The organism is Rhodococcus sp. 11-3 (genome assembly GCF_023704055.1).
Lineage (GTDB): Bacteria > Actinomycetota > Actinomycetes > Mycobacteriales > Mycobacteriaceae > Rhodococcus > Rhodococcus aetherivorans.
On record NZ_CP080406.1, the window covers coordinates 4,683,635 to 4,696,515 of the forward strand.

At 71.8% G+C, this 12,881-nt stretch carries 14 protein-coding genes and 1 riboswitch; of the genes, 5 read left to right on the forward strand and 9 right to left on the reverse strand.

Features of this window, described 5'->3' with window-relative positions; genetic code table 11:
• Positions 1-3: 3 nt before the first annotated feature.
• The 4 genes from KZJ41_RS21685 to KZJ41_RS21700 all read right to left on the reverse strand — a co-directional run bounded on the left by KZJ41_RS21685 (position 4) and on the right by KZJ41_RS21700 (position 3,300).
• Positions 4-738: a cobalt-precorrin-6A reductase gene (locus KZJ41_RS21685; RefSeq protein ID WP_029545408.1), complete on the reverse strand. Its 735-nt coding sequence runs from the start codon at positions 736-738 to the stop codon at positions 4-6.
• On the reverse strand, positions 735-2,228 hold the full coding sequence (locus tag KZJ41_RS21690) for a cobyric acid synthase (protein WP_006945396.1): 1,494 nt from the start codon (positions 2,226-2,228) through the stop codon (positions 735-737). Before KZJ41_RS21690 ends, KZJ41_RS21685 begins: the two co-directional genes overlap by 4 nt.
• Positions 2,229-2,233: 5 nt before the next feature.
• Positions 2,234-3,073: a CbtA family protein gene (locus tag KZJ41_RS21695; RefSeq protein WP_065922242.1), complete on the reverse strand. Its 840-nt coding sequence runs from the start codon at positions 3,071-3,073 to the stop codon at positions 2,234-2,236.
• A 62-nt stretch (positions 3,074-3,135) separates the two neighbouring features.
• Positions 3,136-3,300: a CbtB domain-containing protein gene (locus tag KZJ41_RS21700; RefSeq protein WP_373566487.1), complete on the reverse strand. Its 165-nt coding sequence runs from the start codon at positions 3,298-3,300 to the stop codon at positions 3,136-3,138.
• Positions 3,301-3,381: 81 nt separating this feature from the next.
• Positions 3,382-3,446, reverse strand: a riboswitch (cobalamin riboswitch).
• 188 nt (positions 3,447-3,634) lie between these two features.
• Here KZJ41_RS21700 and KZJ41_RS21705 point away from each other — a divergent pair.
• Entirely contained in the window at positions 3,635-4,864 is a 1,230-nt protein-coding gene (locus tag KZJ41_RS21705) for a transposase family protein (RefSeq protein ID WP_251549569.1), read from the forward strand.
• Positions 4,865-4,905: 41 nt separating this feature from the next.
• Positions 4,906-5,445, forward strand: a complete 540-nt coding sequence (locus KZJ41_RS21710; protein ID WP_251549571.1) for a histidine phosphatase family protein — start codon at positions 4,906-4,908, stop codon at positions 5,443-5,445.
• Between the two features lie 6 nt (positions 5,446-5,451).
• Here KZJ41_RS21710 and KZJ41_RS21715 read toward each other — a convergent pair whose 3' ends face one another.
• From KZJ41_RS21715 to KZJ41_RS21725, 3 genes are all read right to left on the reverse strand, one after another.
• Positions 5,452-6,384: a cation diffusion facilitator family transporter gene (locus KZJ41_RS21715; RefSeq protein WP_029545414.1), complete on the reverse strand. Its 933-nt coding sequence runs from the start codon at positions 6,382-6,384 to the stop codon at positions 5,452-5,454.
• Positions 6,385-6,453: 69 nt separating this feature from the next.
• Positions 6,454-7,599, reverse strand: a complete 1,146-nt coding sequence (locus tag KZJ41_RS21720) for an aromatic acid exporter family protein (protein ID WP_043802373.1) — start codon at positions 7,597-7,599, stop codon at positions 6,454-6,456.
• Complete coding sequence (locus tag KZJ41_RS21725) at positions 7,586-8,002, reverse strand: DUF3151 domain-containing protein (protein WP_029545418.1); 417 nt, start codon at positions 8,000-8,002, stop codon at positions 7,586-7,588. Before KZJ41_RS21725 ends, KZJ41_RS21720 begins: the two co-directional genes overlap by 14 nt.
• An 80-nt stretch (positions 8,003-8,082) precedes the next feature.
• Between KZJ41_RS21725 and KZJ41_RS21730 the strand changes: the two genes are divergently transcribed.
• On the forward strand, positions 8,083-9,084 hold the full coding sequence (locus KZJ41_RS21730) for a hypothetical protein (RefSeq protein ID WP_006945357.1): 1,002 nt from the start codon (positions 8,083-8,085) through the stop codon (positions 9,082-9,084).
• A gap of 69 nt (positions 9,085-9,153) precedes the next feature.
• Here KZJ41_RS21730 and fbaA read toward each other — a convergent pair whose 3' ends face one another.
• Complete coding sequence (gene fbaA, locus KZJ41_RS21735; RefSeq protein WP_006945356.1) at positions 9,154-10,191, reverse strand: class II fructose-bisphosphate aldolase; 1,038 nt, start codon at positions 10,189-10,191, stop codon at positions 9,154-9,156.
• A 150-nt stretch (positions 10,192-10,341) separates the two neighbouring features.
• Between fbaA and KZJ41_RS21740 the strand changes: the two genes are divergently transcribed.
• Both KZJ41_RS21740 and KZJ41_RS21745 read left to right on the forward strand, forming a co-directional pair.
• The gene (locus KZJ41_RS21740; RefSeq protein WP_006945355.1) at positions 10,342-11,115 is read left to right on the forward strand and encodes a DedA family protein; all 774 of its coding nucleotides are present in this window, start codon (positions 10,342-10,344) and stop codon (positions 11,113-11,115) included.
• 23 nt (positions 11,116-11,138) lie between these two features.
• Positions 11,139-11,804, forward strand: coding sequence for a DedA family protein (locus KZJ41_RS21745; protein ID WP_006945353.1), 666 nt, complete (start codon positions 11,139-11,141; stop codon positions 11,802-11,804).
• On the opposite strand, the gene KZJ41_RS21750 is transcribed toward KZJ41_RS21745, so the two are convergent.
• A complete protein-coding gene (locus tag KZJ41_RS21750) occupies positions 11,801-12,865 on the reverse strand; it encodes a GTP-binding protein (RefSeq protein WP_065922232.1) in 1,065 nt (354 codons plus the stop codon). The genes KZJ41_RS21745 and KZJ41_RS21750 overlap by 4 nt on opposite strands.
• Positions 12,866-12,881 lie beyond the last annotated feature (16 nt).

A 12,881-nucleotide genomic window follows, 5' to 3' on the forward strand; every position in this document is an offset into this window, starting at 1 on the left:
CGACTAATCCGCGCAGGAATCCGTCGCCCACGCGACGGCGTCCGCGACCGTCGCCACCGTCGGCACGCCCGCCGGCGAGGGCGGGCGGCGCACGACGACCACCCGCACCCCGAGTTCGGCCGCCGCGTCGAGCTTGGCGCGCGTGAGGTCCCCGCCGGAGTCCTTGGTGACGAGCACGTCCACCCCGTGGCCGGCGAGCAGCGCACGCTCGCCGTCGACGGTGTAGGGGCCGCGGGCCAGCAGCACCGTCCAGGAGTCCGGCACGTCGAGGTCCAGCGGCTCGACCACCCGCACCAGGACGCGGTGCCGCGCGAGCGGCCCGAGGAAGCGATCGAGGGTCTGGCGGCCAGTGCTCAGGAACACGCTCGCCCCCCGGGCGGCCACCGCGGCGGCCGCATCGTGGTCGTCGACCCACGTCCAGTCGCCGGTGCCGGTCCAGCCCGGCCGCGCCAGGCGCAGCAGCGGCATCCCGGCCGCCGCGCAGGCGGCCGCGGCGTTACCGCTGATCCGCGCGGCGAACGGGTGGGTGGCGTCGACCACCCTGCGGATACCGTTGCCGCGCAGATACTCCCGCAGTCCGTCGATGCCGCCGAAACCGCCGATCCGCACGTCGCCGACCGGCAGGCGCGGGTTGCGCACCCGTCCCGCAAGCGACGACACGTACGCCACCCCCGCGGTGTCCAGGCCGGCGGCGAGCGCCCGCGCCTCGCCGGTGCCGCCGAGGATGAGGACGGTCACGCCAGGCCGCCCGTCAGTGTGGGCAGCACCGGCCGAGCCCCGAGCATCCCGAGCAGGGCGCCGACGTCGAGGTGCTCCTCGACCATGTCCGCGAGCACCTCGAGGCGCGCCTCGCGGGCGGCGTGGAAGCCGACGGTGCCGGTGGCGAGGTCGCGCCCGGTGAGGGCGGCCGCCTCGCGGAGCCACGCCGTGCGCAGGGCGTCGCCCTCGAGGCTGCCGTGCCACATGGTGCCGAACACCGTTCCCGCCCGGGCGCCGCCGAGGAACTCCTCGTCGCCGCCGCGGGAGATGCGGCCGTGGTGGATCTCGTACCCGGAGGCCGGCACCCCGAGCGCCGACCCGGCCGGCAGCCGCAGCACCTTCTCCGGTTCGAAACGGGTGTGCACGTCCAGCAGTCCGAGCCCGTCCACGCACGCCCCGGGGGTGCCCTCGACGCCGTGCGGATCGGAGATCCGCCGGCCGAGCATCTGGAAGCCGCCGCAGATCCCGAGCACCACGCCCCCGCGACGGGCGTGGTCGGCGACGGCGGTGTCGAGGCCACGGCCGCGCAGCCACGCGAGGTCCGCGAGGGTGGCGCGGGTGCCGGGCAGGATCACCACGTCGGCGCCGGCGAGGGCGCGCGGATCGTCGACGAACCGCAGCCGCACGTCCGGTTCGAGGCACAGCGCGTCGACGTCGGTGAAGTTGCTGATCCGCGGCAGCATCACCACCGCGACGGTGAGCGACCCGGCGCCGTCGTGGGCCGGGCGCGACGACAGGGCGAGCGAGTCCTCCGAGTCGAGCCACAGGCCGCGCTGCCAGGGCAGGACGCCGAGCACGGGCCGGCCCGTGAGCTTTTCGAGCGACTCGAGACCGGGACGCAACAGCCCGAGGTCTCCACGGAACTTGTTGATCACGAAGCCGCGGACGAGGGCCTGATCGGACGCATCCAGCAGGGCGAGCGTACCGTACATGGCGGCGAACACCCCGCCGCGATCGATGTCGCCGACGAGCACGGTCGGCAGGTCGCCGTGCCGGGCCAGGCCCATGTTCACGTAGTCGTGGGCCCGCAGGTTGATCTCGGCGGCGCTGCCGGCACCCTCGCAGACCACCACGTCGAACCGGTCCCGCAGGTCGTCGAGCGCACCGAAGGCGGCCTCGGCGAGGTGCTTTCGGCCGCCGGCGAACTCGCCGGCCTCGAGGTGACCGGCGGGCCGGCCGAGCACGACGACGTGACTGCGGCGGTCGCTGCCGGGTTTGAGCAGCACCGGATTCATCGCGGCCTCGGGTACGGCGCGCGCCGCCACCGCCTGGATCCACTGCGCGCGGCCGATTTCCACGCCGTCGCCGGTGACCGGGTCGACGGCCACCATGGAGTTGTTGGACATGTTCTGCGCCTTGAACGGCGCGACCGACAGCCCACGGCGGGCCAGGGCCCGGCAGATCCCGGTGGTCACCACGGATTTCCCGGCGTCCGAGGTGGTTCCGGCGACGAGCAGGCCCTGTCCCACGACGGCTACGCCACGCGGACGGGCACGCGACGATCGGCGCGTTCGGTGAGAAACGCGAACGCCACGCCCAGGGCGAACCACAGGGTGGTCTGAACGATCACCGACGCAACGCGGAAGTCCCACAGCAGCGTGGCCGGAAAGTCCGTGCCGACCTCGTCGATCGTCGGCAGCACCGCATACCCGAGACCGACCACGACGAGGAACGCCAGGACCGGTCCGGCGAGCCGGACGGTACGCAGCTCCTGACGGGCGAGCGCCTTCGCGGCGGCCACCGCCACCGCGAGCGCGACGAGGCCGAGCACGACCGCCGCGACCCACAGGAGGGTGCGCTGGTCGATGGTGTCCGGGTCCCCCACCGCCGGCGGGTTGGCCGGGTACTTCAGGAACGGCACCGCTTCGATCGCGAGCCATCCCGCTCCGGCGCCGAGCAGTCCGAGAGCGGGACCCGACAGCGTGGTGTGGCGCCGGGCGAAGTGCAGCACCGACGCGAACAGCGCGCCGAGCGCCAGACCGGCGAGGGTGGTGGCGAGGATCAGGCCCACCTTCTGCCCGGTGCGGCTGACGAGGGCGTCCTCGCCGTGGCTGTGACCGGCGGACGCGGCCTCGTGCGTGTGGGAGTGCGCCTCGGTGGCCGCGTGCGTCGCGGCGGCCTCCTCCAGCGCGATCGCGGCCTCGATGTGCGGCTCGCCGACCACGAAGGCGACGGCGCCGGCGAGCAGGCCGGCAATCAGGCCGGCCAGCAGGCCGCGCAGCAGGATCCGGGTGTAGGGGCCGGTCAGCGGGACGCCTGCCGACACGGCAGCGTCCGGGTGCGACGAGACGCCGGCCCCCGGCCTCGGTGACATGCCGGCCCCCGGACTCGGTGACACGCCGGCCCCCGGACTCGGTGACACGCCGGCCCCCGGCCTCAGTGGCACGGCAGGCCGAGCAGGTGCCGGCCGTCGTGCATCAGCTCATGCATGAACATGCCGGTGCGCGAGATCGCGCCCTGATCGAAGCCGACCAGGTAGAGGGTGACGAAGGCGAGCAGCACGACGGCGGTGATCGCGGCGGCCAGCGCCGCGGAGCCCATCGTGGACTCGGGGGTGTGGACAGTAGCCATGGCATCCTCCTGGGATAACGCGTCCCGTCGAAAATCCATGCGCCGAGACAGTTTTCTGACTCCCGGGCGGGTCGCCCGGTCACAGTGGCGCGACCGCTCCGGACTTGCACCGGATTGCCTGCACCTCGGCACGTGTGACGCAGGAACAGTCGCACCGTGAGCCCGCCCCTGTCAAGGCGACGCGTTGACTCATCCAAAATGCGCGCGTAGAGGTAGTCGTTGCCTCAAATGAGAATGCGCGCGTACGGAGCGCCTGCCGTGTCCGGCCTGGGCCGGGCTGTAGGCCCGGACGATGGGGCTGTCGATGAGTCAACGCAAGGCCGTGACCAAGACGATTGCGACGCGGTACGCCCGGGCCGACAAGGCCACCAAGGGTGTGATCCTCGACGAGTTGTGTGCGACGACCGGCTGGCACCGCAACCACGCCCGCAAGGCGTTGACGCAGGCGTTGCACCCCACGACGGTCAGGGGACGCACCCCGAGATCGCCGAAGTACGGCTCGGAGGTGGTTGCGGCGCTGCGGTTCTGCTGGGCGGTGCTCGGTGCGCCGGCGGGTAAACGCCTCGCGGCGGTGCTGCCGGACCTGGTGCCGATCCTGCGTCGGTTCGGCGAGTTGAGCATCGACGACGCCACCGCAGCGTTGTTGGTGTCGATGTCGGCGGCGACCATCGACCGTCGGCTGGCCGAGGACCGGCGCAGGCTCGATCCGAAGGGCAGAGCGCACACCAAGCCGGGGTCGCTGCTCAAGTCGCAGATCCCGATCCGCACGTGGGCGCAGTGGGACGACGCGGTGCCCGGGTTCGTGGAGATCGACCTGGTCGGGCACGAGGGCGGCAACGCGGTCGGCGACCATGCCTACACGTTGACGGTCACCGACATCGCCACCGGGTGGACGGAGAACCGGAGCGTGCCGAACAAGGCGCGCAAGTGGGTGCTCGCCGCCCTCGAGGAGATCGCCGGCATCCTGCCGTTCCCGATCCGCGGGGTCGACTCCGACAACGGCAGTGAGTTCATCAACCATCACCTGCTCGCCTGGTGCGCGCAGCGGCAGATCACCTTCACACGGTCCCGGCCCGGCAACTCCAACGACGGCGCGCACGTCGAGCAGAAGAACTGGGCGATCGTACGGACCGTGGTCGGCTACCACCGCTACGACACATCGGCAGAGTTGTTGTTGCTCAACAGTATTTGGGTTCTGCAGTCGAGTCTGTCGAACTTCTTCTGCCCGCAGCAGAAGCTGATCTCGAAGGTCCGTGACGGGGCGAAGGTGACCAAGAAGTACGACACCGCGACCACTCCGCATCGTCGCGTCGAGCGGCACGATGCCGTCGCGGCCGAGGACAAGGCGATCCTCGCCGGCACCTACGTCACGCTCAACCCGGCAGCGATCCAGCGGCAGATTCAGGCCCTGACCGCCGAGCTGCTCACGCTCACCACCGCCAAGGCCGGCCCGGGGCGTAGCCCCATCGTCGAGCCCTCCTCCACGCGCGCATCCTTGAATGAGTCAACGAAGCGCACCTCGCGCGCATCTTGACATGAGGCAATAGGGGCGACACCCCCGGCGGTTGTGATTCGATGACCGCCGTGGTTCGCCTCGTCCTTCTGGCCCATGCCTCGACGGAGGCGCAGCGCGCCGTCCGGTTCCCCGCCGACGAGCCGCTGTCGCAACGCGGCCGACGAGAACTGGAGCGGGCGGTCGCGCCGGTGGCCGACCGCGTCGTCGCGGCGCCGGAGCGACGGGCCGTCGAGACTGCGGCCGCGCTGGGCACGACGGCCGTGGTCGATCGGGCGCTGCGGGACCTGGACTACGGCAACTGGGCGGGGCGGGCGATGGACGAGGTGCCGGCCGAGAGCCTGCAGCAGTGGCTCACCGACCCGCACGCGGCGCCGCACGGCGGCGAGTCGATCGCGGAGCTGACCGAACGGGTGGCGCGGTGGCTCGACGAGCTGGCGCCGGGCCGGGTCGTCGCGGTGACCCACCCGGCCGTGATCCGCGCCGCGACGGTGCACGCCCTCGGCGCGCCCCCGGCAGGATTCTGGCGGATCGACGTGCGCCCGCTCGCACAGGTCCGGCTGCACGGACGCGGGGGCCGGTGGTCGCTGCGGCTGGGTTGAGCCGCCCTACCAGGTGACGTTCTCCTCGCAGCGCCGCCCGTTGACGGTCGTCTCCACCTGGACGGTGGCGTGCTCGAGCCCGTGGGAGGTGAGGACGGCGCGGGCCGACTCGAGCACCCACTGCCCGTCGTGGTCGCTGATCAGGTGCACGGTGGCGACGTCCATGCCGGTGGTCAGGGTCCACACGTGCAGGTCGTGGACGCCGGTGACGCCGGGCAGGGCGGACAGGTCGGCGCGCACCCCGTCGACGTCGAGGTGGGCCGGCGAAGCCTGGGTGAGGATGCGCAGCGACGCCGCGGCCAGGCGCACCGCCCGCGGCACCACCCACAGGGAGATGAGGACGCCGACGACGACGTCGGCGAGGCTCCAGTCGAACAGCAGCACGAGGGCACCGGCGACGAGCACCCCGACGCTGCCGACCGCGTCGGCGAGCACCTCGAGGTAGGCGCCGCGCACGGCGAGGCTGTCCTTGGCGTCGGCCCGCAGGAGCAGCATGACGACGAGGTTGGCGGCCAGGCCGGCCGCCGCGGTGACCACCAGCGCCGTCCCGGGGATCTCCGGGGCGTCACCGATGCGGCGGATCGCCTCGTAGAACACCCACACCGCCACCGCGAGCAGCAGCGCGGCGTTCGCCATGGCGGCGAGCACCTCGGCGCGGTGCCACCCGAAGGTGCGCGCGGCCGCCGTGCTGCCCCGCCGGGCCAGGATCAACGCGACCATGCCCATGGACATGCCCACCACGTCGGTGAGCATGTGGCCGGCGTCGGCGAGCAGGGCCAGCGAGTCGATCCACAGGGCGACGCCCGTCTCGAGGATCAGGAACGCGACCAGGACGACGAGGGCGATCGCCATCCGCCACAGCCGTCCCTTCGACGGGCCGGCCCCGCCGGGAGTGCTCGTCCCGGAATGGCCGTGCGAGTGGCCGTGTCCGACGCCCATGGTCCTCCCTCCGAAGTTTCGGCAATCATATGCAGACATACGCATATGTTCAACGGAGAGGGGAGCCGTTCAGGACTCGGGGGGATACGCCGGATGCTCCACCGTCGGGGGCAGCGTGGCGATCGCCGAGACCCGCTCGAGGCCGGCCACCTGCAGCAGGTCCACGATCAGCGAACGAATCTGCGCGAACACCACCGTCGAGGACAGGCCCGCCCCCGCCACGAGGTCCGGCTTCATCTCCCGGGCCACGCTGCGCAGCACCCGGGCCGCCTCCGCCTGATCGGGCTGCTCCCCCGGCTCGGCGAGGACCATCAGCCGCAGCACGTCCACCGCCCCGGCCAGCTCCTCGATGCGCCGCACCAGCCGCGGGTCGAGGATCTCGTCGTCGCGCACGAGCGAGAGCGACCGGCGCGCCAGCACCCGCGTGTTGCGCATGGCGTTGTCGATCGGGTCCGCCGCGGCCATGAGGCGCTCGAGCCGGGGCCGGCTGTTCCAGTACAGCGGCGAGATGCGGCTCACCTCCTTGCCGCCGGAGATGTTGGCGCGCATCGCGTCGATCGCCGACTGCGTGGCCCGGGCCTCCCTGAGGGCCGCCTCGATGGGTTTCGGGTTGTTCTCGACCAGGCCGGCCTCGACCTTGCGCAGCACGTCCGCCGTGGTGGACAGCACGTTCGCCGCCTCCCGCCGCGCCCGGCGCACCGGGTGGGTGGGGATGACGGCGACGACGGCGATGCCGACCAGCCCGCCGATGAGGGCGTCGACCATTCGGTCGATACCCCCGGACCCGCCGGGCGGGATCAGGGTCGCCACCAGCACCGCCGAGTTCCCGGCCTGCATGGAGAAGATCGGGCCGCTGTTGAGCGCGACCGCCGTGCCCATCGCCATCGCGACGACTAGCGCGATCTGCCACGGGCCGCTACCGATGAACGAGATGATCAGGTCGCCGACACCGATGCCCACGGTGACACCGCAGACGAGTTCGACCGACCGTCGCATCCGCGCACCCAGTGACAGCCCGAGCGACACCACCGCCGCGATGGGCGCGAAGAACGGCTGCTCGTGCCCGACCGGCCCCGTGGCGACCCACCAGGCGATGCCCGCTGCCAGCGCGCACTGCAGGATCGGCAGCGCCGAGGAACGCAGGCGGAGCCCCGACGTGCGCAGCCGCCGGCGCGTGCCCACCCTGGTGGGTAACCGGGGACTAATCGACGCCAAGTGCTTCGGCGGCGCGCGGGTCGCAGTCCTCGAGCAGGTCGAGGCAGCGGGCATGCTCGTCGGCCTCGCCGATCTCCTTCGCCGCACGGGCCAGCGTCGCGACGCACCGCAGGAAGCCCCGGTTCGGTTCGTGGTCGAACGGCACGGGACCGAAGCCCTTCCAGCCGTTGCGGCGCAACTGGTCGAGACCGCGGTGGTAGCCGGTGCGGGCGTAGGCGTAGGCCGCGATCGTCTCGCCGCGCCCAAGGGCGGCTTCGGCCAGGTATGCCCAGGCGATCGACGCGGTCGGGTGATCGGCGGCCACCTTCGCCGGGTCCTCGTGGTTCAGCAGCGCCGACTCCGCCTCGTCGTCGCCGGGCAGCAGGGTGGGTTGGGGTCCGAGAAGGTCACCGAAAGACGTCATGGCCACCATTGTGCCCACCGCCCGAAGACGGTCGATAGGCTGCCCGGGAGAACAGCCGTCCGTCCAGCAAGGGGGATCGCGTGCCGGATCCGAAGAACGAAGACACCACCACGTCCCCCCGTCCGGCGACGGACACCCCCGGGTCCTCCGCGGAGCACGACGACGCCGAGGACCCGGCACCGCGCGCGGGCTCGGAGCGCGACACCCCCGGCGACGACGCGCCGGCCCCGGCCGGTGCCGCGGATCCCGCCGCCGCCCCGGACACGCCGGCCGCACAGCCCGGGCCGGCCGCGGCGAGCGAGGCGGCGACCGTGGCCATCCCGGCCACGCGCCGCGCCGAGCCCGCGCCCTCCCCCGCCGACGCACCCACCGCACGCATCCCCGTCACCACGCACACCCCCAAGCAGGCGCCGCAGCGGATCGAGCCCGATCGGGCGGCCGGACGCGCGGAGCCGCAGCGGGTCGCCCCCCAGCGCGCCGAACCGCCGCGCGTCCAGCCGACGCGGGTCCCGCCGCCCCGGCCGGAGGCGCGGCGTGTCGAACCCCAGCGCATCGAACCCCAGCGCATCGAACCCCAGCGCATCGAACCCCAGCGCGTCCAGCCGGTCCCGGGGCCGCAGCGCATCGACCCGGTCGCACCCGCCCGGCGCGGCCGCCGGGGCTGGGCGATCGCGGCCCTCGTCGCGGGCCTGCTCGTCGTCGCCGCGGTGGCGGCCGCGGCCGTGAAGGTCTACCTGGACGACCGGGCGGCGAACTCGCCGGAGGCTCGGATCCGGACCACCGTCGAGACCTTCGTCCGGGCGCTCGCCGCCGGCGACCTGACGACGCTGCGCACCACGACGTGCGGCGGCCTGCAGGAGTTCTACGCCTCGGTGCCGCCCGAGCAGTTCGCCGACATCCACCGCACCGCCGTCGACCAGGGCACCGTGCCCGTCGTCACGGGCATCGACAAGGTGCAGATCACCGACGGCCAGGCCATCGCGCAGGTGACGGCGCACCCGGCCGGCACCCCGACCGACGTCACCCAGCGCACCTTCGACCTGGCCCAGGAGGGCGAGGACTGGAAGGTCTGCGGGGAGTGAAACGACGCGAGCGGTGACGCGGGCCGGGCCCGCGCCACCGCTCGTGTGGGATGACCGCGCAGGGACGGATCAGCCGGCGGACACCGAGCGGCCCGCGGACTTGAGGTCGTTGCAGGCCTCGACGACCCGAGCGGTCATCGACGCCTCGGCCTTCTTCAGGTAGCTGCGCGGGTCGTAGGTCTTCTTGTTGCCGACCTCGCCGTCGATCTTCAGCACACCGTCGTAGTTGGCGAACATGTGGCCGGCGATCGGGCGGGTGAACGCGTACTGGGTGTCGGTGTCGACGTTCATCTTCACCACGCCGTAGCTCAGCGCCTCGTCGATCTCCGACTTCAGCGAGCCGGAACCGCCGTGGAAGACCAGGTCGAACGGCTTCGAGCCGGCGGGCAGGCCCAGCTTCTTCGAAGCGGCGGCCTGGCCGTCGGCTAGCACGGACGGCTCGAGCTTGACGTTGCCCGGCTTGTAGACGCCGTGGACGTTGCCGAACGTCGCGGCGAGCAGGTACTTGCCCTTCTCACCGGCGCCGAGCGCGTCGACCGTCTTCTCGAAGTCCTCGATCGAGGTGTAGAGCTTCTCGTTGATGGCGTTCTCGACGCCGTCCTCTTCACCGCCGACGACGCCGATCTCGACCTCGAGGATGATGTTCGCGTCCTTCGACAGGGCCAGCAGCTCCTGGGCGATCTGCAGGTTCTCGTCGATCGGGATGGCCGAGCCGTCCCACATGTGCGACTGGAACAGCGGGTTCTCGCCGTTCTTCACCCGCTCCTGCGAGATGGCGAGCAGCGGGCGCACGAAGCCGTCCAGCTTGTCCTTCGGGCAGTGGTCGGTGTGCAGCGCGATGGTGACGTCGTACTTCGCGGCGATGACGTGCGCGAACTCGGCGAGCGCGACGGCGCCGGTCACCATGTCCTTGACACCGAGGCCGGAGCCGAACTCGGCGCCACCCGTCGAGAACTGGATGATGCCGTCGCTGCCGGCGTCCGCGAAGCCCTTGATGGCGGCGTTGATGGTTTCGGACGAGGTGCAGTTGATGGCCGGGAACGCGAAGGAGTGATCCTTGGCGCGGGCGATCATCTCGGCGTAGACCTCGGGAGTCGCGATTGGCACGGCGGCTGTCCTCCAGATGAGAGTCGATGGGTGCCTCCCCGGGGGTGCGGGAGGCGCCAGGGTTGTCCCTGCAGTATGTCAACTGCCGGCGCGGGGACACAGTCGGGTGCCCGCCGTGATTCGGGCCACCGGCCTCCCACCGGTACTCTGGTGGCCGTGAGTGTGCTCGGAGGCCTGGAGTCCGTGACCGTCGTCCCGGAGAGCGTGACGAATCTGGCGTTGCTGCCGGGATTCCTGGACCCGGTGAACCTGCTCAACTCCTTCGGCACCTGGGTGCTCATCGGCCTGCTGCTCGTGGTGTTCATCGAGTCGGGTCTGCTGTTCCCCCTGCTGCCGGGCGACTCGCTGCTCTTCACGGCGGGCCTGATCGCCGCCTCGAAGTCCGAGGAGATCCCGCCGTTCGCGCCGCTGTGGGTGCTGATGGTGACGATCCCGATCGCGGCGATCCTGGGCGACCAGGTGGGCTACTGGATCGGCGCCAAGGGCGGCACCCGCCTGTTCAAGAGCTACGACGCGAAGATCCTCAACAAGCAGTACATCGACCAGTCCGAGGACTTCTTCCAGCGGCACGGTCCGATCACGATCGTCCTCGCCCGGTTCGTGCCCATCGTGCGCACCTTCGCGCCGGTCGTCGCGGGCGCCTCCCGCATGCGGTATCCGGTGTTCCTCACCTACAACATCGTCGGTGGTGTGCTGTGGGGCGCCGGCGTGACGCTGCTGGGCTACCTGCTCGGTCAGATCGCCTTCATCCGCGACAACATCGACATCATCTTCCTGCTCATCGTGTTCGTCTCCGTCGTCCCGATCCTGCTCGAGATCGGCAAGCACCTGATCGCCAAGCGCAGGGCCGCGGCCGTCACGGAGGCCGAGGCCACGGCCGACACGGTGCCGGTGCCGACGACCCGTCGCGACACCACGCCCTGAGCACGCGCGCGAACGCGTCCTCCATGATTCTCGCCGCGGAAACCTTCGGTCCTCTCGAAACCGCCGGGCCCGCCCTGGTGTGGCTCGTCGTCGTGACGTTCGTGTTCGTCGAGTGCGCGATCATCCTCGGACTGTTCCTGCCCGGGGACTCCATGCTGCTGACCGCCGGCGTCGTGCTGGCCGCCCACCATTCCGGTGCGGCGCAGGTGTGGGCCCTGGCGGTCGGCGCGATGGTGGCCGCGATCGCCGGGAACCAGGTGGGGTACGTGATCGGCCACCGTCGCGGCCACCACCTCATCGCCCGCCGCAACGGCCGATACCTCAACGCGGCCAACCTGCGGAAGGTCAATGTTCTGCTCGACCGGTACGGGTTCTGGGCGGTGCTGATCGCCCGCTGGATCCCGTGGGTGCGCACGCTGTCGCCGCTGGTGGCCGGGGCCGCCCGGATGAACCACACCCGGTACACGATCGCGTCCACGATCGGCGCGATCCTGTGGGCGCCCGTCCTGCTGCTCGTCGGGTTCTACTTCGGCGAATACCTCGAGCGGGTCTCGTGGCTGCTGCCGACGGTCCTCGCCGTGATGGCCGCCGTCCTCGTGGTGGGCACCGTGCTCGGCGTCCGGCAGTACCGGATCGAGATGGCGCGGCCCGCGGTGGACGTGGAGATCGCGGACGTCGACCCCGACTAGGAGTGCCCGGCCGCGAGAGCCGGATCCAGGAGGCGGCGCGGGGTGTCCGGGTCCAGGCGCACCCCGATGAAGACGATCTCCTGGCCCGGCGTCTCGCCGGTCAGAGACCACGGCTGCGCCGGTTCGAGCATCAGGTTGGGGCCGGCCTGCGACCAGATCGCCGCGGTGTCCGGGTCGTCGGCGAACCAGCAGAAGCCCTTGCTGCGCAGCACCCCGTGCAGGTTCTCCACCGCCGCCTCGAGCCGGGCCCGGTCGAAGGGGCGGTCGGCGCGGTAGACGACGCTGCGGATGCCGTACTCCTCGGTCTCCGGGGTGTGACCGCCGGCGAGCTCCTCGGCCCAGCCCGGGGCGAGCGCGGCCGCCTCCGGGTCGTAGCGGCCGGTGCCGAGGACCTCGTCGATCGGGACGGCGCCGTGGACGGTGCGCAGCAGCCGCGCCGTCGGGTTGAGCCGGCGCAGCGTGGCCTCGACGGCCCCGGCGACGGCGTCGCTCACCAGATCGGTCTTGTTGACCAGCAGCACGTCGGCGAACTCGACCTGCTCGACGAGCAGGTCGGAGATGCTGCGCTCGTCGCCTGCGCCGGCCTCGAGCGCGCGGTCGTCGAGGCGGTCGCCGCGCGCGAGCTCGGCGAGGAATGTGGCGGCGTCGACGACGGTGACCATCGTGTCGAGGCGCGCGAGCCGGCTGAGGCGGAAGCCGTCGTCGAACTCCCAGTCGAACGTCGCGGCGACGGGCATCGGCTCGGAGATGCCGGTCGACTCGATCACGAGATGGTCGAACCGGTTCTCCCGGGCGAGCCGCGCGACCGTCTCGATCAGGTCCTCGCGCAGCGTGCAGCAGATGCAGCCGTTGGTGAGCTCGACGAGCTTCTCGGTGGTGCGGTCGAGGCTGCCCTGGCCGGCGACGAGCGCGGCGTCGATGTTGATCTCGCTCATGTCGTTGACGACGACCGCGACGCGCGCACCGTCGCGGTTGGCGAGGATGTGGTTGAGCAGTGTGGTCTTGCCCGCGCCGAGGAAGCCGGAGAGCACGGTGACGGGCAGGGGCGTCGCGACGGTCATGCCGTCGACGATAGCC

What these genes read in the sequence shown, in the direction of transcription:
- KZJ41_RS21695 (WP_065922242.1), bottom strand. Translation starts at nt 3,073, where the DNA reads ATGTCACCGAGGCCGGGGGCCGGCGTCTCGTCGCACCCGGACGCTGCC.
- KZJ41_RS21700 (WP_373566487.1), bottom strand. Translation starts at nt 3,300, where the DNA reads ATGGGCTCCGCGGCGCTGGCCGCCGCGATCACCGCCGTCGTGCTGCTC.
- KZJ41_RS21705 (WP_251549569.1), top strand. Translation starts at nt 3,635, where the DNA reads ATGAGTCAACGCAAGGCCGTGACCAAGACGATTGCGACGCGGTACGCC.
- KZJ41_RS21710 (WP_251549571.1), top strand. Translation starts at nt 4,906, where the DNA reads ATGACCGCCGTGGTTCGCCTCGTCCTTCTGGCCCATGCCTCGACGGAG.
- KZJ41_RS21715 (WP_029545414.1), bottom strand. Translation starts at nt 6,384, where the DNA reads ATGGGCGTCGGACACGGCCACTCGCACGGCCATTCCGGGACGAGCACT.
- KZJ41_RS21725 (WP_029545418.1), bottom strand. Translation starts at nt 8,002, where the DNA reads ATGACGTCTTTCGGTGACCTTCTCGGACCCCAACCCACCCTGCTGCCC.
- KZJ41_RS21745 (WP_006945353.1), top strand. Translation starts at nt 11,139, where the DNA reads ATGATTCTCGCCGCGGAAACCTTCGGTCCTCTCGAAACCGCCGGGCCC.
- KZJ41_RS21750 (WP_065922232.1), bottom strand. Translation starts at nt 12,865, where the DNA reads ATGACCGTCGCGACGCCCCTGCCCGTCACCGTGCTCTCCGGCTTCCTC.